Annotated in this window: 24 protein-coding genes; 16 read left to right on the forward strand and 8 right to left on the reverse strand. The window is 63.3% G+C overall.

Annotation, left to right across the window (positions count from 1 at the left end; translation table 11 throughout):
* The first annotated feature begins 29 nt into the window (after positions 1–29).
* Both GA0004734_RS04720 and nudC read left to right on the forward strand, forming a co-directional pair.
* The gene (locus GA0004734_RS04720) at positions 30–437 is read left to right on the forward strand and encodes an HIT domain-containing protein (RefSeq protein WP_092931625.1); all 408 of its coding nucleotides are present in this window, start codon (positions 30–32) and stop codon (positions 435–437) included.
* A complete protein-coding gene (gene nudC, locus GA0004734_RS04725; protein WP_092931627.1) occupies positions 434–1,402 on the forward strand; it encodes an NAD(+) diphosphatase in 969 nt (322 codons plus the stop codon). The genes GA0004734_RS04720 and nudC overlap by 4 nt, the downstream gene beginning before the upstream one ends.
* 127 nt (positions 1,403–1,529) lie before the next feature.
* On the opposite strand, the gene GA0004734_RS04730 is transcribed toward nudC, so the two are convergent.
* From GA0004734_RS04730 to GA0004734_RS04740, 3 genes are all read right to left on the reverse strand, one after another.
* The gene (locus GA0004734_RS04730) at positions 1,530–2,591 is read right to left on the reverse strand and encodes a porin (protein ID WP_092931629.1); all 1,062 of its coding nucleotides are present in this window, start codon (positions 2,589–2,591) and stop codon (positions 1,530–1,532) included.
* A gap of 175 nt (positions 2,592–2,766) precedes the next feature.
* On the reverse strand, positions 2,767–3,621 hold the full coding sequence (locus GA0004734_RS04735) for a prephenate dehydratase (protein WP_092931631.1): 855 nt from the start codon (positions 3,619–3,621) through the stop codon (positions 2,767–2,769).
* On the reverse strand, positions 3,618–4,382 hold the full coding sequence (locus GA0004734_RS04740) for a 3-deoxy-manno-octulosonate cytidylyltransferase (RefSeq protein WP_092931633.1): 765 nt from the start codon (positions 4,380–4,382) through the stop codon (positions 3,618–3,620). The genes GA0004734_RS04735 and GA0004734_RS04740 overlap by 4 nt, the downstream gene beginning before the upstream one ends.
* Before the next feature lie 176 nt (positions 4,383–4,558).
* Between GA0004734_RS04740 and GA0004734_RS04745 the strand changes: the two genes are divergently transcribed.
* Positions 4,559–5,215 carry a c-type cytochrome gene (locus GA0004734_RS04745; RefSeq protein ID WP_092931635.1) on the forward strand — a complete coding sequence of 219 codons (657 nt, stop codon included), beginning with the start codon at positions 4,559–4,561 and terminating at the stop codon, positions 5,213–5,215.
* A gap of 83 nt (positions 5,216–5,298) precedes the next feature.
* Here the strand turns inward: GA0004734_RS04745 and GA0004734_RS04750 are convergent, their stop codons facing one another.
* Entirely contained in the window at positions 5,299–6,243 is a 945-nt protein-coding gene (locus tag GA0004734_RS04750; protein ID WP_092931637.1) for an AEC family transporter, read from the reverse strand.
* 130 nt (positions 6,244–6,373) lie between these two features.
* Here GA0004734_RS04750 and GA0004734_RS04755 point away from each other — a divergent pair, with 130 nt between their 5' ends.
* Positions 6,374–6,646: a DUF982 domain-containing protein gene (locus tag GA0004734_RS04755; protein WP_092931639.1), complete on the forward strand. Its 273-nt coding sequence runs from the start codon at positions 6,374–6,376 to the stop codon at positions 6,644–6,646.
* A 164-nt stretch (positions 6,647–6,810) separates the two neighbouring features.
* A complete protein-coding gene (locus GA0004734_RS04760; protein WP_245292342.1) occupies positions 6,811–7,074 on the forward strand; it encodes a BON domain-containing protein in 264 nt (87 codons plus the stop codon).
* A 25-nt stretch (positions 7,075–7,099) separates the two neighbouring features.
* Here GA0004734_RS04760 and GA0004734_RS04765 read toward each other — a convergent pair whose 3' ends face one another.
* Both GA0004734_RS04765 and rsmI read right to left on the reverse strand, forming a co-directional pair.
* A complete protein-coding gene (locus GA0004734_RS04765) occupies positions 7,100–7,465 on the reverse strand; it encodes a YraN family protein (RefSeq protein ID WP_092931641.1) in 366 nt (121 codons plus the stop codon).
* Entirely contained in the window at positions 7,462–8,394 is a 933-nt protein-coding gene (gene rsmI, locus GA0004734_RS04770; protein ID WP_092931643.1) for a 16S rRNA (cytidine(1402)-2'-O)-methyltransferase, read from the reverse strand. Before rsmI ends, GA0004734_RS04765 begins: the two co-directional genes overlap by 4 nt.
* A gap of 231 nt (positions 8,395–8,625) precedes the next feature.
* Here rsmI and dnaN point away from each other — a divergent pair, with 231 nt between their 5' ends.
* The gene (dnaN, locus tag GA0004734_RS04775; RefSeq protein ID WP_092931645.1) at positions 8,626–9,744 is read left to right on the forward strand and encodes a DNA polymerase III subunit beta; all 1,119 of its coding nucleotides are present in this window, start codon (positions 8,626–8,628) and stop codon (positions 9,742–9,744) included.
* A 48-nt stretch (positions 9,745–9,792) separates the two neighbouring features.
* Here dnaN and GA0004734_RS04780 read toward each other — a convergent pair whose 3' ends face one another.
* Positions 9,793–10,704 (reverse strand): arginase family protein, encoded by a 912-nt coding sequence (locus tag GA0004734_RS04780; protein WP_092931647.1) that lies wholly within the window; start codon positions 10,702–10,704, stop codon positions 9,793–9,795.
* Between the two features lie 201 nt (positions 10,705–10,905).
* Between GA0004734_RS04780 and pmtA the strand changes: the two genes are divergently transcribed.
* The 5 genes from pmtA to GA0004734_RS04805 all read left to right on the forward strand — a co-directional run bounded on the left by pmtA (position 10,906) and on the right by GA0004734_RS04805 (position 14,228).
* Entirely contained in the window at positions 10,906–11,502 is a 597-nt protein-coding gene (gene pmtA, locus GA0004734_RS04785) for a phospholipid N-methyltransferase PmtA (RefSeq protein WP_092931649.1), read from the forward strand.
* A gap of 7 nt (positions 11,503–11,509) precedes the next feature.
* Positions 11,510–12,106 carry a histidine phosphatase family protein gene (locus tag GA0004734_RS04790; protein WP_092931651.1) on the forward strand — a complete coding sequence of 199 codons (597 nt, stop codon included), beginning with the start codon at positions 11,510–11,512 and terminating at the stop codon, positions 12,104–12,106.
* On the forward strand, positions 12,099–12,812 hold the full coding sequence (pyrF, locus tag GA0004734_RS04795) for an orotidine-5'-phosphate decarboxylase (protein ID WP_092931653.1): 714 nt from the start codon (positions 12,099–12,101) through the stop codon (positions 12,810–12,812). The genes GA0004734_RS04790 and pyrF overlap by 8 nt, the downstream gene beginning before the upstream one ends.
* Before the next feature lie 36 nt (positions 12,813–12,848).
* Positions 12,849–13,136, forward strand: coding sequence for a DUF1330 domain-containing protein (locus tag GA0004734_RS04800; protein WP_092931655.1), 288 nt, complete (start codon positions 12,849–12,851; stop codon positions 13,134–13,136).
* A gap of 111 nt (positions 13,137–13,247) precedes the next feature.
* On the forward strand, positions 13,248–14,228 hold the full coding sequence (locus GA0004734_RS04805; RefSeq protein ID WP_092931657.1) for a complex I NDUFA9 subunit family protein: 981 nt from the start codon (positions 13,248–13,250) through the stop codon (positions 14,226–14,228).
* 517 nt (positions 14,229–14,745) lie between these two features.
* Here GA0004734_RS04805 and GA0004734_RS04815 read toward each other — a convergent pair.
* Positions 14,746–15,552 carry an undecaprenyl-diphosphate phosphatase gene (locus GA0004734_RS04815; RefSeq protein WP_092931661.1) on the reverse strand — a complete coding sequence of 269 codons (807 nt, stop codon included), beginning with the start codon at positions 15,550–15,552 and terminating at the stop codon, positions 14,746–14,748.
* A gap of 195 nt (positions 15,553–15,747) precedes the next feature.
* On the opposite strand from GA0004734_RS04815, the gene GA0004734_RS04820 reads away from it, so the two are divergent.
* From GA0004734_RS04820 to GA0004734_RS04840, 5 genes are all read left to right on the forward strand, one after another.
* Entirely contained in the window at positions 15,748–16,440 is a 693-nt protein-coding gene (locus tag GA0004734_RS04820) for a glutathione S-transferase family protein (RefSeq protein WP_092931663.1), read from the forward strand.
* The gene (queG, locus tag GA0004734_RS04825) at positions 16,421–17,596 is read left to right on the forward strand and encodes a tRNA epoxyqueuosine(34) reductase QueG (RefSeq protein WP_092931665.1); all 1,176 of its coding nucleotides are present in this window, start codon (positions 16,421–16,423) and stop codon (positions 17,594–17,596) included. Before GA0004734_RS04820 ends, queG begins: the two co-directional genes overlap by 20 nt.
* Positions 17,596–18,468, forward strand: coding sequence for an SDR family oxidoreductase (locus GA0004734_RS04830; protein WP_092931667.1), 873 nt, complete (start codon positions 17,596–17,598; stop codon positions 18,466–18,468). The genes queG and GA0004734_RS04830 overlap by 1 nt, the downstream gene beginning before the upstream one ends.
* A 396-nt stretch (positions 18,469–18,864) precedes the next feature.
* Positions 18,865–19,188, forward strand: a complete 324-nt coding sequence (locus GA0004734_RS04835; protein WP_170865907.1) for a septal ring lytic transglycosylase RlpA family protein — start codon at positions 18,865–18,867, stop codon at positions 19,186–19,188.
* Between the two features lie 186 nt (positions 19,189–19,374).
* Positions 19,375–20,664, forward strand: a complete 1,290-nt coding sequence (locus GA0004734_RS04840; protein WP_092931669.1) for an RsmB/NOP family class I SAM-dependent RNA methyltransferase — start codon at positions 19,375–19,377, stop codon at positions 20,662–20,664.
* Positions 20,665–20,674: the final 10 nt, after the last annotated feature.

Below are 20,674 nucleotides of genomic sequence, written 5' to 3' on the forward strand. Positions count from 1 at the left end.
AAAGACGACGCATGCTAGAAGGAAGAACCGTGACGACGTTCGATCTCGACCCGCGCCTGGCGCGCGACAGCGACCTCGTGGCGCATCTCGATCTCTGCCAGCTCCGGCTGAGCCGGGACGCCCGCTGGCCCTGGCTCATTCTCATCCCCGAGCGGAACGCCATCAGCGAGACGTTCGAGCTGTCGCCCGACGAGCAGGCGACGCTGTCGCACGAAACCAACCGCGTCGCCGCCGCACTGAAACAGGTGACCGGGGCGACCAAGATCAACATCGGCGCGCTGGGCAATATCGTCCGCCAGCTCCATGTCCATATCGTCGCCCGCACCGAAGGCGATGCAAACTGGCCCGGCCCGATCTGGGGCTTCGGCACGGCGGAAGCCCGGGACCTGAGCGAGCGCGACGCCTTCCTGAAACGTCTGACGGAATCCCTGACATGACCCACTCGATATTCGACCTCAAGGGGCCTCATCCCGAACCGAGCTCGCTCGTTGCCTTCGCCGAAAACCACCTCGTGCGCGACAGCGAACACCGAAGCGACGATTGCCTGGAAGAGGCGCTGAGAACCGAGGGCGCGCATCTCTTCGCGTTCGCGGAGGGCAAACTGGTTGTCAAGCATGACGAAAACGTCATCGACCCGCTGTTTGCGCCCTACGAGATCGCCGCTCTCCAGCCCGATCTCGATGCCGCAATCCTTCTCGGACGGCTGCCCTCGGGTGAGCCGCGGATCGCCGTTCCGGTCAACCGGACGGAGGCGACGCTGGAGGAACCCTTCAAACTCGCCGACGGCCGCAGCCTCTACCGGCAGGCCATGCTGCCCGACGAACTTCTCGGACAGTTCGCGCAGGCTGCAAGCCTGATCGCCTGGAACGCAGCAAACCGCTTCTGCGGCAAGTGCGGCAGCCCGATGGAGGCCAAGGGCGGAGGGTACAGGCGGGTCTGCACGGCCTGCGGCCATCTGGCGTTCCCGCGCACCGACCCCGTCGTCATCATGCTGACCATCGACGTCGAGCGAGATCTCTGCCTGCTCGGCCGCAGTCCGCATTTCCCGGAAGGCATGTATTCCTGCCTTGCCGGGTTCCTGGAGCCGGGGGAGACGATCGAGAATGCCGTGCGCCGCGAGACTCTGGAGGAATCCGGCATCCGCACCGGCCGCGTGCGCTATCACGCCTCGCAGCCTTGGCCCATGCCGCACAGCCTGATGATCGGTTGCTATGCGGAAGCGCAGTCGAGCGACATCCGCATGGACGATCTGGAGCTGGAAGACTGCCGTTGGTTCACGCGCGAGGAAACGCGCGTCATGCTCGCCCGCAACACGGGTCAGGACGCGAGCCAACACTCCACCCCGCCCAAAGGCGCCATCGCCCACCAGCTGATGCGTGACTGGCTGGACTGGCCGGCCTGACAGAAACGCCAGAGCTGGAAACGCCAGAGCTGGAAACGCCAGAACTGTAAACGCCAGAGTTGGAAACGAAAGAACCGGCGCAGGCGCCGGTTCTCATCTGTCCATATCGCTTTGAAGAGACGCGCGATCAGAAGTCGCGCTGGAAGCGGATCGTACCGCCGAACGCATCGCCATCGCCGCGCTCGCCGTCGAACTTGGTGTAGTTGAATTCCGGCTGCACCTTGAAGTTATCGACGATCATATATTCCATGTTGAGGGCCGTCGCGAGCGTGCCGTCCTCCTCATAGGCGACCTGACCGTTGATGGACGTCTTGTCGTTGACTGTTGCGGTGAAGCCGCCCCAGGCTGCCCAGTCGCCGTTCCAGGGGCCGTAATAATTGCGCTGGCGCGTGTTGCCCAGGCCTTTGTCGTTGTCCCAGTCGGACTGGTAGCCGGCCATGATGAAGATCTTGAACACGTCGTTGAAGACGACGTCGGCGCGGATCTTGCCGCCGAAGGCATCGGCTTCGGTATCGTAGCCGCCGATGACGAACAGGCCGCCCCAATCCTCCTGAATGCGGGCGCCGGCCAGGGGATGCGCGCCCTTGTAGTCTTCGGTCGGACGGCCGGCGAAGCCGGTGTCGTAGGTGCCACCGCCTTCTTCCAGGCCGATGAACGCCGAAAAGCCCTTGTCGCCGCCCCACTGGTAGCTGACCTGATTAGTCCGGCTGCCGGTATAGTCGATGACGTCGTCGTTGATGATGTTGCCGGCCGAATTCAGGAACAGGTCGTAGCGCGAATCATTGACGCCGGCCATGAAGCCGCCGAGCGTGATGAAGCCGGAGTTGATGTAGCTCGTCGTCTCGCCGCTGCTGGCTTCCGACCGCATTTCGATGAAGGAGCGCAGCTGGCCGTACTCGGTATCGCTGCGGGCGTCGAGCGTCAGGGTGCCGCGCGTGAAGGGCGACCAGGCCTGATCTTCGCCGTCATAGGGGCTGTCGCCGACATTGTTGTCGAAGCGAACGTAACCGCCGATTTTCAGGCAGGTTTCCGTACCCGGAATGTAGAAGAAGCCTTCGCCGAAGGCGTCGCAGACACGGACATATTCCATGGCTTCCGGTTCTGCTGCAACGATCGCATCGGCCGCCTGCGCGCCGGCGGTGATGGAAAGGGCGGCCGTCGAGGCCAGGAAAAGCGTTCTGATGATCATGGTAGGCGTCCTCCGGATGCCGCCATTTCCGCGGCTGTCGAAAAGAGAGGCGAGCACGGCCTGGCCGCAAATCAGTCACCTCTTTTCCGTACGCAATCACTTTCGCGCCATAAACACTACCCCACAATTCTGGTCTCTCCGTCCGTGCGCGAGGGATTTCAGAAGGGCGCGACTTTTATAACACGCGCCGCATCGGGTGCGCCGGATAGGAGCCGAGGATGCGGACCTTCTCTGAAAAGAACCGCAGCTCCTCCAGCGCCCGCTTCACGTTCGCATCATCCGGATGTCCGTCGATATCGGCGTAGAACTGCGTCGCGATGAATTTTCCGCCGATCTGGTAGCTCTCCAGCTTCGTCATGTTGATGCCGTTCGTGGCAAAGCCTCCCAGCGCCTTGTAGAGCGCGGCGGGGATGTTGCGCACATTGAAGACGAAGGTGGTGACGATGAGGTCGCTCGGCGCATCGCGCCGGATGGGCTTCTCGTCGCGCGAGAGCACGACAAAGCGGGTCACGTTATTTTCGGTGTCCTCGACGTTCTCGGCAACGATGTCGAGCTTGTAGAGGTTTGCCGCGAGCCGTGGCGCAAGGGCGGCCATGGAACGGTCGCCGGTCTCGGCCACGAGCTTGGCGGCACCGGCGGTATCCCCGGCCACGACCGGCTTCCAGCCATTGGCCCGCACGATCTTGCGGCATTGGCCGAGCGCATGGATGTGGCTGTGCACGGTCCGGATCTCGCTGCGCGACACGCCCGGCAGCACCATCAGCTGGAACCGGATCGGCATGAAATATTCGCCGATGATGTGCAGGCGCGATTCCGGCAGGAGGTGGTGGATATCGGCAACCCGGCCGGCGATCGTGTTCTCGATCGGGATCATCGCAAGGTCCGCCTCGCCGTTCTCGACAGCGAGAAACGCATCCTCGAAGGTCTGGCAGGGCAGGGGATCCATCGTCGGAAACATGTCCCGCGAGGCCATGTCGGAATTGGCGCCGTATTCGCCCTGGAATGAGATGCGGTTCGTCGCGGGCATCATGATGCGGCTCCGGTGCTGGACGAAAGCAGCCGTCGCGCGGCCTCGAGATCGTCGGGCGTATCGACGCCGAGCGGAATGGAGCTGACGATTTCCACGTCGATGCGCATGCCCGCCTCCAGCGCCCGCAGCTGTTCGAGCGATTCGCGTTTCTCGAGGGTCGAGGGTGGCAGGGCGACGAACCGTTCGAGAGCCGAGCGGCGGTAGGCATAGAGGCCGATGTGATGGTAGAGCGGCCCGGCCCCGTGGGGTGCGGTGGCGCGGGTGAAGTAGAGCGCCCGCATGCGGTTGTCCGACACAGGCACGCCGACGACCTTCACGACGTTCGGATTGGTCTTCTCCGCCTCGTGAACGATCTCGACGGTCAGCGTCGCGATATCCACGGTCGGGTCTTCCAGCGGCCGCAGTGCCGCACGGATGGTCTCCGGCTCGATCGTCGGCAGGTCGCCCTGCACGTTGATGACGGTCTCGATCGCGCCGTCCGGGTCGCACAGGCTCAGCGCCTCGTAGATGCGGTCGGAGCCGGACTGGTGATCCGTGCGCGTCATGACGGCTTCGAAACCGGCAGCCGTCACGGCATCGAACGTCTCCTGGTGATCGACGGCGACGACGATCCGTCCGACCTGGGCATCGCGTGCGCGGAGCGCCACCTGCACGATCATCGGCAGCCCGCAGATGTCGGCCAGCGGCTTGCCGGGAAGCCGCGTGGAGGCCATCCGCGCCGGGATCAGCACGAGTGTTCTGGCCAAATTGTCGCTTTTCATGCCGAGCCCTTCAAAACGCACGCGAAAAGTGCCAGAAGTGGTTCGTCCGGCACGGATATCGCTGTTGCAACGCTCGGTCAAAAGACATAGCTTCCGCGCGATTTCAAGGTGTCGCGGCAGATTGTTCATATCGGCGGCACATATGCTTGAAGCCGGACGCAAGGGGAGGTGTGTTGATGAACTCGCATGTAAACATGGCCGTGGGAGCCTTTCTCGGAACGGTCTTCGTGCTGATGTCCGTATCGATCGCCTCGGAAGGCATTTTTCATTCCGAAGCACCGGAAAAGCCGGGCTTCGCCATCATCGCCGAGGAGACGACGGGCGAAGCGGGAGCGGGTGCTGCGGCAGAAGCCGAGGTCGACATCAAGCCGCTGTTAGCCAGCGCAGATGCGAACGCCGGCGCAGCCGTGTTCAAGAAGTGTGCTGCCTGTCACACCATCGAGAAGGGCGGGCCGAACAAGGTCGGCCCCAATCTCTGGGGTGTCGTCGAACGGCCGATCGCCTCGCATGAGGGCTTCGCCTATTCGGCCGGCATGAAGACCTTCGCCGAAGCCAACAAGACCTGGACCTACGACCACCTGAGCTACTTCATCGAAGCGCCGAAGAAGCATGTGCCCGGTACCGCCATGGGCTTTGCCGGCGTGAAGAAGCCGGATGAGCGCGCAAACCTCATCGCCTGGTTGCGTGGCCAGGCGGATGCCCCGGTCGCCCTTCCCGAGGCGTCTGCGTCTGCAGCGCCTGCAGCCGCTCCGGCCGAAGGTGCCGCACCGGCTGCCCCAGCGCCTGCCGCCCCAGCGCCTGCCGCCCCGGCGGCTGCTGCACCGGCGAACTGAGACGCAATTCTCCTGGCGGATCTTTTCGAAGCCCGGCTCGCGCCGGGCTTTTTCATGTCTCGATGGCGAACGTTTCGCGGGCTTCAGAGAAGCACGTAGGCCCAGGCGGAGACGGTGACGACGCCGAGGGCGGTGGTCAGCGTGATGGTCGAGGATGCAAGGCCGTGGCCTACGTTGAAGTGGTTGGCAATCAGCCAGGCATTGACGCCGGTGGGCACAGCGGAGGTCAACACCAGGGCCGCCGTCCAGTCACGGTCGAGGCCGAGCAGATGGCTGGCACCGAGGACGCAGGCGGGCAGCACGACAAGCTTCAGCGTGCTGGTGAAGGCGGCAAGGCCGAGATTGCCGGAGAGGCCGTACTTGTCGAGCGCCATACCGATGGAGATTAACGCAGCGGGACCGGCGACGGCAGCGGTCTGGTCGATGGCGATCTTGAGCGGCCCCGACAGCGGCAGGTTCGCCACATGCATCAGCGCACCGCAGACAAGCCCGATCACCAGAGGGTTCCGAATGAGGTTGCGAAGAATGCCGCGGGAGAGCGCCAGCGGGCTCTGCGCCACGCCGCCATTGGTCTTGCGCTCCGCACGCTCCATGAGGATCGTGCCGGCGATCATCATCACCGGAAGATGAACCGAGATGAGGATGGACAGCGCGACGACGCCGGCATCGCCCACATTGCGCGAGACGAGTGGCAGGCCGATGAAGATCGTGTTGGCGAAGGCCGAGGAGACACCGGCGAGAACGCCGATGCGCCGGTCTCGCCCGAAGCCGAGCGTGGCGACGAGATGGCCGAGCGTCCAGACGACCGCGACGCCGGAGAAATAGGCGACCCATAGCGGCCAGGGCGAGCCCCCGGTGAAATCTGCCGTCGCGATGGTGCGAAACAGCAGGATGGGGACGGAAACCTTGAAGACAAAGTCGCCGAGCGCATCGCCCACGGCCGGCTTCAGATAGCCCGTGCGCACGATCACCCAACCGGCAAAGATGAGAACGAAGAGGGGAAGGACATTGATCAGGACGTCGGACATGAGGCTCTCCGTGCTTCTACCGCATAGACTGCTTCGTACGCGCTCCGCAACCTTTCCGTTTACGGCGCAATGCCAGCGTAAGCTTCAGCTGTCATAATACGGATCGGTACCCGCAATAGAGGGATGGGACATGGCGGTCAGCGAAAAATGGTGGCAACAGCCCGTTTTGCTCGAACTGGACGGCATCGGAGATTATCGCGCCGTTCGCAATACGCGGGAGGCGGCAGAGGTCCTGCTCGACAGATGGCCGACCCATGAGGGCGTTGCCTACAAGGCAGCCATCCGGATGTGCCGCTATGTGCTCAACGGCGAGCAACCCGCCGACTACGCGCGCGAGGATTTCATCGCCGCTGCGGTCGAGGCCTATATTCATGTCGATGAGAGCCATCCTTCAGCCTCTTGACGCCTGCTGTCGCGCCCGGTGTTGGTACCCGGCCAGCCACACGGATCATGATGGAACATCCAGGGATACCTCGCGTTTGCACATCAACTAAAACGCCGATCGGCAAGAAGCTCCGGCAGGGGCCAAAAGCGGGAAGCGGCCAGCAAGCAGCGAGGGATGCGTGCATGCCGATGGACAAGCAGATGTATTGCCGACGCGACGACGAGCCTCACCTGCGGGACGACGATCTCGCGGGCAAGGTCACCCGCTACATCCAGTATGTCGCGCTGGTGGATACGGCCCACCTCAACGTCATTGCCATCGGACGAACCATCATCCTCTCCGGTTCCGTTGCCAGCGAGGCCGAAGTCGGTTGCGTCGAGCAGGCAGCGGCGTCCGTGATCGGTGTTCATCTTGTCGAGAACAACGTCATCGTCCGCCGCCACTGACCGTTCCGAAGCTGTCAGCGCCTGGTTAGAACGCGTCTTGGACATGGCTCGGCCAGCGCCATGGCCGAACGGCGATGATGTCGTAGCGAATGGAAAGGCGATCCGCGTCTCTCTGCTTTTGAAGCCAGAGTTCGCTCGCCCTGCGAATGCGCGCTTTCGACTGCTCGCTGACCGCAAAGATTGCGGCATCGACCGACGGCCGTGCCTTGACCTCGACGCAGGCGACGAGATTGCCACGCCGGGCGACGATATCGATCTCTCCGAGCTTCGTGCGGTAGCGGAAGGCGATGATCCGGTAGCCGCGCACCATGAGCGCCAAGGCAGCGAAATATTCTGCAAGCGCACCCTTTCGAACCGCCTGCAAGCGCCGTCGGTCGGCCGTTCCCGTCACGGCTGCTCCTTCAGCGTCAGAAGCCGGTCGTAAAGCGTTCGCCGGTTGAGGCCCGTCAGTTTCGCCGCTTCGGTCGCGGCCTTGCCGGCCGGCAGATCAGCCGACAGACGCGTCAGCAGTGCATCCACATCCCGCTCGTCCGGTGCTGCCTCTTCCGGTGGGGGGCCGATGACCAGCACGATCTCGCCCTTGACAACGATATCGCCGCCATAATGATCGGCAAGCGCACCGAGCGTTCCTCGGCGGAATTCCTCGAAGGTTTTGGTCAGTTCGCGACAGACGACGGCGTCGCGCTCGCGACCGAGCGTTTCCGCCGCGCCGACGAGCGTCGCGCCGATCCGGTGCGGGGACTCAAAGAAGATGAGCGTTGCCGGCACGCGTGAGAGTTCGCCAAGCCTGTCGCGCCGCGCCTTGTCCTTCGAGGGAAGGAATCCGGCAAACAGAAAAGCCTCGTTGGAAAGGCCGGAGCCGACGAGGGCCGCCAGCGGCGCGGAGGGTCCGGGAAGCGGCACCACCCGGTGCCCCGCCTCGATGGCCGTCTGGGCAAGCCGGTAGCCGGGGTCGGAGACCAGCGGCGTGCCCGCATCCGAGACGAGCGCGACGGAGCGGCCAGCGTCGAGCGCCGCGATCAGCCGGGGGCCTGCTTCGTTGGCATTGTGCTCGTGATAGGCATAGGGACGGTTGGTAATGCCGTAGCGATCCAGCAGGACGCGGGTGACGCGCGTGTCCTCGCAGGCGAGAACATCGGCGCCGGCCAGGGTTTCCAGCGCCCGCAGGGTGATGTCGCCGAGATTGCCGATCGGCGTCGCCACCAGATAGAGCGCCGGCTCGATCGGCCGCGCCTCGACGATCGTGTCGTGGACGCGGTAGCTGCGCTGCCGCATGCCGGCATCCGGTGCCGTATCCCGTTCTGTTGTCTTGTCCTTCATGCAGTCTTTATGGGCGAGCCGGCTCTTGCCCGCAAGCCGGTGCACTGAACGATAATGGTGGGTAGTTCGGCTTCAGGGTCGGCTTGGCCCTTGCACTTCGCCACAGTGTAGTGCCATTTTGCGCGTCCATATCCACGCCGCTCTTCGGCCGCCCGCGGCCCGGTGGCCGAGGCGTTCAAGAGTTCATGCCGGGAAGCGTCTTCCGGTCCTGATGGAAAGCGACAGCATCACATGCGCATTACGATCGAGCGGTCCAATCTTCTCAAATCGCTGAACCATGTCCACCGGGTCGTCGAGCGCCGGAACACGATTCCGATCCTGTCGAACGTGCTGCTGCGGGCCGAAGGCGAAAGTCTCGACATGAAGGCGACCGACCTCGATCTCGAAATTACCGAGGCGACGCCCGCTCAGGTCGAGCAGCCGGGCGCCACCACCGTGCCGGCCCATCTTCTCTACGACATCGTGCGCAAGCTCTCGGACGGTTCGGAAGTGCGGCTGTCGACCAATGCCGAGGGGACGGCGATGACCGTTGCCTCCGGTCGCTCGAAGTTCTCGCTCCAGTGCCTGCCGCAGTCGGATTTTCCGGATCTGAACGCAGGCACCTTCACGCACAAGTTCACGATGAAGGCGACCGATCTCAAGATGCTGATCGATCGCACGCAATTCGCGATCTCGACCGAGGAAACGCGTTACTATCTGAACGGCATCTACATCCACACGATCGAGAGCAAGGGCGACCTGAAGCTGCGCGCGGTGGCGACCGACGGTCACCGCCTAGCACGCGCCGATTTGGAAGCGCCGTCCGGCTCCGAAGGCATGCCGGGCATCATCATTCCCCGCAAGACGGTGGGCGAGCTGCAGAAGCTGGTGGACCAGCCCGACGCAACCGTGACGCTGGAAATTTCCGACGCCAAGATCCGCATGAGCATCGGCTCGATTGTCATGACGTCGAAGCTGATCGACGGCACGTTCCCGGATTACCAGCGCGTCATCCCGGCCAATAACGAGAAGGAACTGCGGATCGACTGCCAGTCCTTCGCGCAGGCCGTGGATCGCGTCTCCACGATCTCCTCCGAGCGCGGCCGCGCCGTGAAGCTGGCGCTCGCCGACGGACAACTGACGCTGACCGTCAACAATCCGGACAGCGGCAGCGCGACGGAAGAACTGCCGGTCGGTTACGACAACGAGCCGCTCGAAATCGGCTTCAACGCCAAATATCTCCTCGACATCACGGCCCAGCTTTCGGGTACGGAAGCCGTCTTCATGCTCGCGGATGCGGGTTCGCCCACGCTCGTGCGCGACCTTGCCGGCGAAGATGCGCTGTATGTGCTGATGCCGATGCGGGTGTAGTCCCACCTGCTGCGGCAGGCCGATGTCTGCAATCGAAAGCCGGGACGTTTACCTCTGGCGGATGATCGTGCCGATCGCGTTGACGACCAGGCGCGACGCCGTTAGCGCGCAAAGGCCCGCAATGTCGCCCGGTGGAAAAAGCTCGACCAGATCGAACCCGACGAGCCTGCCGCGTTTGCCTACCCCCGCAATGATGTCGATCACCTGCGTGTAGGTCAGCCCGCCCGGCGATGGCGCGGCCACGCCCGGCATGATGCCCGGGTCGAGCCCATCGCAATCCACCGTCATGACGACCCTCGCGCCCTCCGGGATATGCCGAAGGGCCGCCGCGACACCTTCGGCGTGAACCTGCCGTGCGGTAACGAGCCGACTGCCGAAGCGCAGCGCATCCTCGACCTCGGCACGGCGCGCGCTGCCGATGCCGCGCATGCCCACCTGAACCATGCCTGCGACATGCGCCATCTCGCTCGCCCGCCGCATCGGGCTGGAATAGCCGTATCGCTCATCGTGCAGGGTGTCTCGCCAGTCGATATGCGCATCGATCTGGACGATCCATATCGGCCCTGCGTCCACAAAGCCCGACAGGAACGGGATCACCACGGAGTCGTCGCCGCCGAGAAGAATCGGAACGGCACCCGTTGTGAGAACCTCCCGTGTCATCGCTTCGATACGAGTCCGGTTGCCGGCATTGTCCTCCATCCGCGTCGGCACGTTCCCGAGGTCGATGCAGCAATGCGCACCGTCATCGAACAGCGGCCCGCCAAGATCGAAATCCCAGTGATCGATCAAACCGGCGTCTTCCCGGCTCGCAGCCCGAACGGCATCGGCGGCAAGCGCATAACCACTGCTATCCTTGCCGGGATAGGTGCTTCCATGCCCGGCACCGAAGATGGCGGCGATAGGCTTGGTGTCTTGGGGAAGGCGCTCCGGAAAGCCGAGGAAGGAAGATGCACCGATCATACTGGAGCTCCGTGTTGTTTCGAGCAGCAGTCTACACGCTGGCCATCATTCTCGCAGCCAGTGTTGGGATCGTGTCAGGCATGTTGGCTAGCCTCAAAGATAACAACGAAATGACGCAAAGAGAATGGTTTTTGTCGCCTAGGGTTTTTGAATGCGGTATGACAGCGAACGCTCAAGCAGCGAGTCGGAGTGGAGACGAGTATGAATTTGCGTTTGAAAGAGCGTTTCGGCAAGAAATTCGATGAGGAAATCCGGTTCTTCAAGGGCTGGCGCAGCAATATGCGCGCCGTGGGCGCGATTACGCCGACCTCGTCCATTGCTGCGCGGCGGATGGCAAGCGTCATCGACAATGGCTCAGGGCTCCCGGTTCTCGAGCTCGGCCCGGGTACGGGCGTGATCACAAAGGCGATCCTTGATCGTGGCGTGGCACCCGAGCAGCTGGTCTCGGTGGAGTATTCGACCGATTTCTACCATCAACTCCTGAAACGGTTTCCCACCGTCGAGTTCATCAACGGCGATGCGTTCAATCTCGATACGACGCTCGGCCTACGCGCCAGCGAACAGTTCGATTGCGTCATCTCGGCGGTACCTCTCCTCAATATGCCCATGCACAGCCGTGTCGCGCTGATCGAGGATCTGCTGACGCGGGTGCCCGTCGGCCGCCCCGTGGTGCAGATTTCCTACGGCCCGCGCTCGCCGGTCGCCAATATGCCGGACCGTTTCCGCACGGAACAGCTCGACTTCATCATGCGCAACATCCCGCCGGCGCGGCTCTGGATTTACCGCAAAACCCACTGAGGTTGTCATGTTCGGCCTCTACATCAGCCACCCGGAGGTTGCGATCGATCCGGACGTGCCAATTCCGCGCTGGGGCCTTTCCGAAAAGGGGCATCAGCGCGCTCGGGTCGCAGCCGCTTCAGGCTGGGCGCGGGGCCTCGGTCGTATCGTCTCTTCGGACGAGACGAAGGCGCTGGAGACGGCGGCTCTCCTTGCCGAGGCATCCGGAGTGCCTGTCGAGGTGTTGGCGGACAGCGGCGAGAATGACCGCTCGGCGACGGGTTTCCTGCCGCCAGCCGAGTTCGAAGCCGCAGCGGACAGCTTCTTTGCCGAACCGGCTGTGAGCTTTCGCGGTTGGGAAACGGCGGACCACGCCAGGGCCCGCATCGTTCGCGCCGTTACATCCGTGCTTGACGCGCATGATCCGTCGATCCCGATCGCCTTCATCGGCCATGGCGGCGTCGGCACGTTGCTCTTCTGTCACCTCTCCGGCATTCCCGTTTCGCGGGCACACGACCAGGGTCCGGGCGGCGGGGGCAATCTCTTCGCATTTTCCCTTGCCCGCAGACGCCCGGTATGCAAGTGGACCCGCATCGAGGACTGGCAGGGGTGGACGGATGGCTGAGGCAGCACACGACAGGTTGATCATCGGCCTCGACGTTCCCACGATCGCTGAAGCTCAAAGCATCGTCGATGCCATCGGCGACGACGGCCAGTTCTACAAGATCGGCTATCAGCTGGTCTTTGCCGGCGGTCTCGACTTCGCGCGGGACCTCGCCGCGTCCGGCAAGAAAATCTTTCTCGATATGAAGCTTCTCGACATCGATAACACGGTCGCCAAGGGCGTCGAGAACATCGCGCGCATGGGCATGACCATGTTGACGCTGCACGCCTATCCCAAGGCCATGGCCGCTGCCGTCGAGGCCGCGAAGGGCTCCGGCCTCTGCCTGCTCGGCGTGACCGTACTGACCTCGATGGATGCGGACGATCTGACGGCGGCCGGCTATGCCGACGACCCCCGCGCGCTGGTGCTGCGCCGGGCGGCGCAGGCGCGCGATGCGGGAATGGGCGGCATCGTCTGTTCCGCCGAGGAAGCCGCTGTCGTCCGCGAGATCGTCGGTCCCGATCTCGCCGTGGTCACACCTGGCATCCGCCCCGTGGGGGCCGACAGGGGCGATCAGAAGCGGGTGATGACCCCTTTCGATGCGATTGCGGCTGGCGCGAGCCATCTCGTCGTCGGACGGCCGATCGTCAAGGCGGAGGATCCGCGCGCGGCAACGCGCGCTATCCTCGACGATATGCGCCGCGCGGCCTGGCCCAGCAACGACTGACCTTTCAAGATCGAACGCCTCAAGAAGGAGATCGTCATGGCCAAGGGATACTGGATCGCCCGCGTCGATGTTCGCGATGCCGAGCGCTACAAGGACTATGTCTCGGCGGCCAAGCCCGCCTTCGAGAAATATGGCGCCGTCTTCCTGGCGCGTGGCGGGCTGGCGGAAAAGCTCGAAGGCGACGTCCGGGCGCGCAACGTGATCATCGAATTCCCGTCGATGGAGGCCGCCGTCGCCTGCTACAATTCGCCGGAGTACCAGATCGCGGCGGCCATCCGCCAGGAGGTCGCCGATGCCGACATGCTGGTGGTCGAAGGCGTCTGAGCCGCGCCTTCCATCTGCGACATGTTGCGCTGCATGATACCTTCCCGTACGAGGCGAGGTAAGCTATATCGCATGACTGATCATGCCTGAAAAACACCGGAGCGCCGTTCCATGACCCTGTCCAATCTTCCCCCGCTCGTCACCGTCTTCGGCGGATCGGGATTCGTCGGGAGGCACGTGGTGCGCGCGCTTGCCCGGCGTGGTTTCCGCATCCGGGTCGCCGTGCGCCGTCCGGATCTGGCGGGATTCCTCCAGCCGCTCGGCAATGTCGGCCAGATCTCCTTCGTTCAGGCGAATCTGCGCTACCGCCAGTCGGTCGATGCCGCCGTTCACGGCAGCGATCACGTCGTCAACTGCGTTGGCATCCTGTTTGAGGCCGGGCGCAACACGTTCGACGCCGTACAGGATTTCGGCGCGCGCGCCGTGGCCGAGGCCGCGCGCAGCGTCGGCGCCTCGCTGACCCATGTCTCGGCAATCGGCGCCGATGCCGGCAGCGCATCCATCTACGCCCAGTCCAAGGCGAAGGCGGAAAAGGCTGTGATGGAGATCAAGCCGGATGCGGTCATCCTGCGTCCCTCGATCGTTTTCGGTCCGGAAGACGGCTTCTTCAACAAGTTTGCCCAGATGTCACGCTTCTCGCCGGCCCTTCCGCTGATCGGTGGCGGTAAGACGGCGTTCCAGCCGGTCTATGTCGCCGATGTCGCGGAAGCGGTTGCCAAGGCGGTCGAAGGCAAGGTCGAGAAGGGCCGGATCTACGAACTCGGCGGCCCGGAAGTGCTGACCTTCCGCCAGTGTCTCGAGATCATGCTGAAGGCGATCGACCGTAAGCGCGCGCTCGTCACGCTGCCTTTCGGTGCAGCCTCTCTCATCGGTAGCATCGCCTCCCTCGTTCCGCTGATCGCCCCGCCGCTGACGACGGATCAGGTGACACTGCTCAAGAGCGACAACGTCGTCTCGCCGGCGGCAGAAGCGGAGGGCCGCACCTTCAAGGCGTTCGGCATCGAGCCGACGCTGGTCGAGGCAATCATCCCGAGCTATCTCGTGCGCTACCGGCCGCAGGGCCAGTACACGCGCTCCGGCAAGGCTGCCTGAGCCCTTTCAAATCGCTGGAATGACGAAAGCCGCCGGTGATGAGCCGGCGGCTTTCGTTTGTTCGGAAAGTGCGGCGTTGCAGTTCTGCCGCACTGCACATTTGCCGTCGGCCTTTACCGGCGATTCAACATGTTGCGTTATTGCTTGTGCCGGCGCTGGAGCATAGACAGCAGCCGCGTGCTTTTGTCAGGATCGAGGCACGCCATTCCGACATCTCGAAAGGCTAGAGAGTAAATGGGTAAGTCGATCGCAATCTTCTTTGCGTGCGCGGCATTGGTCATCGTTGCAGGCTCGTTCGCCGCTCCGAAGACCGTGGCAGGCAGCCACGATAACTGTGCGCCGGCTTATGGCGTGGATCCTTGCACGACCTCGTCGATCGGTCTCGTTTCCGGTCGTTGACGTCGTCTTGCCGCAGTGATGTTTCACCTGCTGGCGACATGAATTTTTGAAGGTATGGCGGGGGCCAGGAAACCGCATGCAGACCGTGATCCGGCTGCATGCGGTTTGTTTTTGCGCGTCAGCCGAAAACGGTGAGGCCGATAAGGCCGGCCGTGCCGACGACGATGCGCCAGATGGCGAAAGGGGTAAAGCCGCGGCTGGACACGAAGGCGAGCAGCGAGCGTACCACGAGCAGCGCGGAGACGAAGGCGGCGATGAAGCCGACCGCGATCAGCGAGGCATCGTTGAAATCCAGCACATCACGATTCTTGTAGAGATCGAGAACCGTCGCACCCAGCATGGTGGGGATGGCGAGGAAGAAGGAGAACTCGGCTGCCGAGCGCTTGTCCGTGCCCATCAGGAGCGAGCCGGCAATGGTCGCGCCGGAGCGGGACGTGCCGGGGATCATGGCGAGGCACTGGAAGAGACCGATCTTCAGGGCCAGCGCCGGCGTGTAGTCCATCATGTCGCGGTAGCGCGGCTCCATCGGCATGCGGTCGATGGCGTAGAGGATGATGCCGCCGACGATCAGCATGATGCAGATCAGTTTCGGCGTCTCGAATAGTACGTTCTTGATGAAGTCATGGGCGAGGAAACCGATAACCGCCGCCGGCAAGAAGGCGAGCAGGATGAGAAGCACGAAGCGTCGCGCCCTGGGGTCGCTCGGCAGCGCGATCAGGATCGACCAGAGCCGCTGGAAATAGACAGTGAGGATGGCAAGGATCGCGCCGAACTGGATGATGATCTCGAAGGTTTTTCCCTTCGACTCAAAGCCCAGAAAATGGCCTGCCAGCAGGATATGCGCCGTGGAGGACACGGGAATGAACTCGGTCAGGCCTTCGATAAGGCCCAGAATGAGCGCACTGAAGATCGAATGTTCGGGCATGAGGTAAAGTTTCCTTTAAGCAAAGGAGTTTAAGGGTTCAAGAACCGGGGGAGGGCCGATTCGCTTGAGTTCGGGAAAGCTTGCTTCTATAGCTGCGACGAGCGCTGTCTTATAGCTGCCTTCTCTCTGCCATTGCCAGACGAAACCGCGCCCCGCGATCCAACCTTGAAAACCTGTTCCGAGACAGACGCATCGATGCCCACACTCTATCACCACCCCATGTCCACAGCGTCCCGTTTCGTCCGGCTCATCCTGTCGGAATACGGCTACCAGACGGATCTGACGGAAGAGCAGCCCTGGGAAAAGCGGCGCGATTTTCTGGCGCTCAATCCGGCTGCGACGCTGCCCGTCTATGTCGATGACAGCATGCGGGCTCTGTGCGGCGCCGCCGTCATCTCCGAATATCTCGACGAGACCAATGGTGTCCTGAAACGCGAGCGCCGGCTTCTGGCGGAAGACCCGTTCCAGCGCGCGGAAATCCGCCGGCTGACCGAATGGTTTCTCCTGAAGATGGAAGCGGACGTGACACGCCCGCTGGTGCGCGAGCGGATCTTCAAGCTGCAGATGACGGCCGAGCAGGGCGGCGGCGCGCCGGACTCGAAGATGCTGCGCCTGTCGCGCGCCAATATCCGCCAGCATATGAAGTACCTGTCCTGGCTTGCAGGGTCGCGCACCTATCTGGCGGGCGACCGCCTGTCCTATGCCGACCTCGCTGCCGCTGCCGCCCTCTCCGTGCTCGACTATATGGGTGAGATCGACTGGACGGAGGCGCCGGCCGCCAAGGACTGGTACCAGCGCCTGAAGTCGCGCCCCTCCTTTCGCCCGCTGTTGGCCGAGCGTGTGCGCGGTCTGACCCCAGTATCGCATTATGCGGACCTCGACTTCTGATCCGCAACGCCGCGCGGACGGCGCACCCCTGCGCCGCCGCGGGAGCCTCACGGCCTTCCTGAAGGCCGAAGCACGCGACAAGGGCTTCGACGTCTGCCGTGTCACGACGCCGGATACGATACCGGACGCGCCGGCCCGGCTGACCGATTTCCTGGATCACGGCTATCACGGCACCATGGACTGGATGGCCGAGACCGCCGAGCGGCGCGCCGACCCGCGCACGCTCTGGAGCGAAGTCCGCTCCGTCGTCATGTTCGGCATGAACTACGGCCCAGATCACGACCCTCGCGCCGTGCTCGATCTGAAGGATCGTGGCGCCATTTCCGTCTATGCCCAGAACCGCGACTATCATGACGTCATCAAGGGCCGGCTGAAGGAGGTTGCAACGCGCTTTGCTGCCCGGGCGGGTGCCGACGTCAAGGTATTCGTGGACACCGCGCCGGTGATGGAAAAGCCGCTGGCCGAGCAGGCTGGCCTCGGCTGGCAGGGCAAACATACCAATCTCGTCAGCCGCAGCTTCGGCTCCTGGCTCTTCCTCGGCAGCCTGTTCACGACGGAGGATCTGGAGATCGATGCACCCGAGCGGGATCATTGCGGCTCGTGTCGCGCCTGCCTCGATGCCTGTCCGACGGATGCTTTTCCCGCACCCTACAAGATCGATGCGCGCCGGTGCATCTCCTACCTCACAATCGAGCACAAGGGGCCAATTGACCCCGCGCTGCGCCCGGCTATCGGCAATCGCATCTATGGCTGCGATGACTGTCTCTCGGCATGCCCGTGGAACAAGTTTGCGGCCGCCGCAAGCGAGATGAAGCTGAAGGCCCGCGCCGATCTTTCAGCGCCTTCGCTCGCTCTCCTTCTCGCGCTGGATGATGCGGGTTTCCGCGCGCTTTTCTCCGGCTCTCCTGTCAAGCGCATCGGGCGCGACCGCTTCGTGCGGAACTGCCTGATCGCCGCCGGGAATTCCGGCGACCCTGCGCTGGTGGCCCCATGCCGCGAGCGACTGACGGATGCCGCACCCGCCGTGCGGGGCATGGCCATCTGGGCGTTGTCCCGGTTGATGTCGGCCGATGCTTTCAGGGAGCTTGCGGAGCGTCGACCGCTGGAGGATGACAGCGAGGTCTTGGACGAATGGATACGAGCAGGAGCAGCATGATGGACGTTCTCATTCTGGGTGCCGGTTTTTCCGGAGCCGCCATTGCGCGCCGTCTTCTGCCGGCGGCAGCCTCTGTGACCGGCACCACCCGGTCAGCAGAGCGACAGAAGGCGTTGGCCGATATGGGTCTCGAAGCGCTGATCTATGACGGCGAAACGATCTCCGCCGAGCTTCGCGCCGCGATGCAGCGGGTCACGCATCTCGTGCAGTCCATCGCGCCCGGCAAGGCCGGCGATCCGCTGATGCGCCCGGATAGGCCCGATGTCGCCAGCCTCATGCCGAACCTGCGGTGGGCGGCCTATCTCTCGACCGTCGGTGTCTACGGCGACCATAAGGGAGCATGGGTGACCGAGGATGCGCCGCTCGATCCCGTTTCGGACCGATCGAAGGAACGCGTCCAGGCGGAGCAGGCATGGCTGGAGCTTGGGCAGGCGGCGGACATTCCCGTCGCCGTTCTGCGTCTGTCGGGCATTTACGGGCCGGGCCGCAATGGCTTCTGCAATCTTGCCAATGGCACGGCGCGGCGACTGGTCAAGCCGGGACAGGTTTTCAACCGCATCCGCGTCGAGGACATCGCAGGCTCCGTCGCGTTTCTGAGCGAAAGCGGCACGGGCGGCATCTTCAACGTCACCGATGACGAGCCCGCCCCGCCGCAGGATGTCGTGCTGGAAGCCGCGCGCCTGATGGGCGTGACGCCTCCGCCGGAAATCCCTTTCGAGACGGCCGAACTCTCGCCGATGGCGCGCACATTCTATGGCGAGAACAAGCGCGTCTCGAACGCGAAACTGCGCGCTGCCGGATATACCTTCCTTCATCCCGAATATCGCCAGTCTCTTCGTCAGATGTGGAACGACGATTGCTGGAAATCCTGACGTCAGGGGCACATTTCCTTTCGCCGGCGATGCAACCTTTTCGAGAATATTAGTTTTTAAGATACCGCAGAGCGGCCCGCTTTTCGCGATTTCAAACTTTTAATCTCATTTTATCTGACCTGTGGAAAAATCATTCCACAAAAAGCCGTATTTCATGAATCATTTTGATTCCACGCGCTTTTTTCATGGAAACAACGATTTTTCAAATTTTTAAGAAAATTCAACAAGCCTCAGGGATAGTAAATCCTAACCGTTGCTTAACGGTTGAAGCACTTTTCCGCCATTTTTGCCCCGGACAAGCCGTCTCGTTCGCTGAAAAGCAAGACGATACGACGAAGGGGTACCTTGTTGACGAGACTGAAACTTGCCAATGTCGCACTGGCGGCATGCGTTGCTTTGGGGGCAACTTTCACATCCATCACACCATCACAGGCGGCAGGTGCGGGCTGCGGCGGCGCTTCCTGGTATGCCCTCTCGTCCCGGACGGCGTCTGGCGAGAGAATGAACGCCTCCTACCTGACGGCCGCGCATCGCAGCCTGAAATTCGGAACACGGGTCGAAGTCACCAACAAGCGTAACGGCAAGAGTGTCGTCGTGCGCATCAATGACCGCGGGCCGTTCATTCGCGGTCGTGTTCTCGACCTCTCCAAGGCCGCCGCGTCGCAGGTGGGCATGGTAAGTTCCGGTCACGCCAGCATCTGTTATCGCGTGGTCGGTTAAGGTCCGGCGCTCAAAAAGGTTCCAGAAAAATTCGGGATCGATAATGAGACCTCCTCCACGACCCGGGACTGTGGAGGCAGAGACAGAGGCCACAAAAGGCCTTCCCGCTTGCTCTTCGCCTTCATCGCCGGTACAGCGCCACGATAGACGATGGACTTTCTGCCACGGGCCGATGGAGTGTGACTGATGCGACTGGGTGGACGACTTGCCGGTGCGATCGATGTCCTCTCCGATATCGAGACGCGAAAGCGCCCGGTTGCGGATGCGCTGAAGGATTGGGGCCTTGCCCATCGGTTCGCCGGATCCGGCGACCGCGCCGCGATCGGCAATATCGTGTACGACGCACTCCGCCGGAAACTCTCTCACGCCTATCTGATGGACGACGACAGCGCGACGGCGCTCGGCTACGCGGTCATGCTGCGCCAATGGGGCCAGATGCCGGAATCGCTGGCGGCAAGTCTGGAGGGCGACCGCTTCGCGCCGCCGCCGCTGCCGGACGCTGCCCTGGCCGCCTTCCATAGCCGCGATCTCGGACAGGCCCCCGCGCATGTCCAGGGCGATATTCCCGAATGGGTGGTGCCGTCTTTCCAGGCGGTTTTCGGCGATCGATGGCTGGAGGAGGCCGCCGCGCTGGCCGAGCGTCCGGCGCTCGACCTGCGCGTCAACACGCTGAAGGCCGACCGCGCGAAGGTGCTGAAGGCGCTCGACGAGGCCGGTGTGCGGCCGACCGAAACCGCGCGACAGGGCCTGCGCGTCGCGCCCGGCGAAGGTCCATCGAGGCTCCCGAACGTAACGGCCGAGTTGTCCTTCCAGAAGGGCTGGTTCGAGGTGCAGGACGAAGGCTCGCAGATCGTCGCCGATCTGGTCGGCGCGACGGGCAGCGAGCAGATCCTCGATTACTGTGCCGGTGGCGGCGGCAAGACGCTGGCTCTGTCCGCCACCATGGACAACAAGGGGCAGGTCCACGCCTTCGACACCGATCGCAAGCGGCTCGCGCCGATCATCGAGCGGCTGAAGCGGGCAGGCACCCGCAACGTTCAGGTTCACGACCGGGCGCAGGCGCTCGCCAGTCTCACGGATCGTTGTGATGCCGTGCTGGTGGATGCGCCCTGCACGGGCACGGGAACATGGCGCCGGCGACCGGATACGAAATGGCGCCTGAACGAGCGCAACATCGAGGAGCGTCAGGGCCAGCAGCGCGAGGCGCTGGCGGAAGCCGCAAGATATGTCCGTCCCGGTGGGCGGCTCGTCTATGTCACCTGTTCCGTCCTGCCGGAAGAAAACGACCAGCAGGTCGATCGCTTTCTTGGCCAGAACCCCGCCTTTGCACCCATGGCAGCGCTCGATAGCTGGAATGCCCTGTTCGGCACGGCTGGTCGCCGGCCGGTCTCGCGGGATGGCCGCACGCTGACGCTGTCCCCGGCATCCACCGCGACCGACGGCTTCTTCTTCGCCATGCTGCAACGGCAGGCGTGACAGCTTCAAA

Origin of the sequence: Rhizobium sp. 9140 (assembly GCF_900067135.1) — a bacterium.
GTDB lineage: Bacteria > Pseudomonadota > Alphaproteobacteria > Rhizobiales > Rhizobiaceae > Ferranicluibacter.

Bases quoted from the DNA above. Each gene is read 5' to 3' on its own strand.
- GA0004734_RS04815 (WP_092931661.1), bottom strand. From the start codon at position 15,552: ATGCCCGAACATTCGATCTTCAGTGCGCTCATTCTGGGCCTTATCGAA.
- GA0004734_RS04755 (WP_092931639.1), top strand. From the start codon at position 6,374: ATGGCGGTCAGCGAAAAATGGTGGCAACAGCCCGTTTTGCTCGAACTG.
- GA0004734_RS04830 (WP_092931667.1), top strand. From the start codon at position 17,596: ATGGACGTTCTCATTCTGGGTGCCGGTTTTTCCGGAGCCGCCATTGCG.
- GA0004734_RS04740 (WP_092931633.1), bottom strand. From the start codon at position 4,382: ATGAAAAGCGACAATTTGGCCAGAACACTCGTGCTGATCCCGGCGCGG.
- GA0004734_RS04820 (WP_092931663.1), top strand. From the start codon at position 15,748: ATGCCCACACTCTATCACCACCCCATGTCCACAGCGTCCCGTTTCGTC.
- GA0004734_RS04735 (WP_092931631.1), bottom strand. From the start codon at position 3,621: ATGATGCCCGCGACGAACCGCATCTCATTCCAGGGCGAATACGGCGCC.
- dnaN (WP_092931645.1), top strand. From the start codon at position 8,626: ATGCGCATTACGATCGAGCGGTCCAATCTTCTCAAATCGCTGAACCAT.
- pmtA (WP_092931649.1), top strand. From the start codon at position 10,906: ATGAATTTGCGTTTGAAAGAGCGTTTCGGCAAGAAATTCGATGAGGAA.
- queG (WP_092931665.1), top strand. From the start codon at position 16,421: ATGCGGACCTCGACTTCTGATCCGCAACGCCGCGCGGACGGCGCACCC.
- pyrF (WP_092931653.1), top strand. From the start codon at position 12,099: ATGGCTGAGGCAGCACACGACAGGTTGATCATCGGCCTCGACGTTCCC.
- rsmI (WP_092931643.1), bottom strand. From the start codon at position 8,394: ATGAAGGACAAGACAACAGAACGGGATACGGCACCGGATGCCGGCATG.
- GA0004734_RS04750 (WP_092931637.1), bottom strand. From the start codon at position 6,243: ATGTCCGACGTCCTGATCAATGTCCTTCCCCTCTTCGTTCTCATCTTT.
- GA0004734_RS04730 (WP_092931629.1), bottom strand. From the start codon at position 2,591: ATGATCATCAGAACGCTTTTCCTGGCCTCGACGGCCGCCCTTTCCATC.
- GA0004734_RS04780 (WP_092931647.1), bottom strand. From the start codon at position 10,704: ATGATCGGTGCATCTTCCTTCCTCGGCTTTCCGGAGCGCCTTCCCCAA.
- GA0004734_RS04800 (WP_092931655.1), top strand. From the start codon at position 12,849: ATGGCCAAGGGATACTGGATCGCCCGCGTCGATGTTCGCGATGCCGAG.
- nudC (WP_092931627.1), top strand. From the start codon at position 434: ATGACCCACTCGATATTCGACCTCAAGGGGCCTCATCCCGAACCGAGC.
- GA0004734_RS04805 (WP_092931657.1), top strand. From the start codon at position 13,248: ATGACCCTGTCCAATCTTCCCCCGCTCGTCACCGTCTTCGGCGGATCG.
- GA0004734_RS04790 (WP_092931651.1), top strand. From the start codon at position 11,510: ATGTTCGGCCTCTACATCAGCCACCCGGAGGTTGCGATCGATCCGGAC.
- GA0004734_RS04840 (WP_092931669.1), top strand. From the start codon at position 19,375: ATGCGACTGGGTGGACGACTTGCCGGTGCGATCGATGTCCTCTCCGAT.
- GA0004734_RS04745 (WP_092931635.1), top strand. From the start codon at position 4,559: ATGAACTCGCATGTAAACATGGCCGTGGGAGCCTTTCTCGGAACGGTC.
- GA0004734_RS04760 (WP_245292342.1), top strand. From the start codon at position 6,811: ATGCCGATGGACAAGCAGATGTATTGCCGACGCGACGACGAGCCTCAC.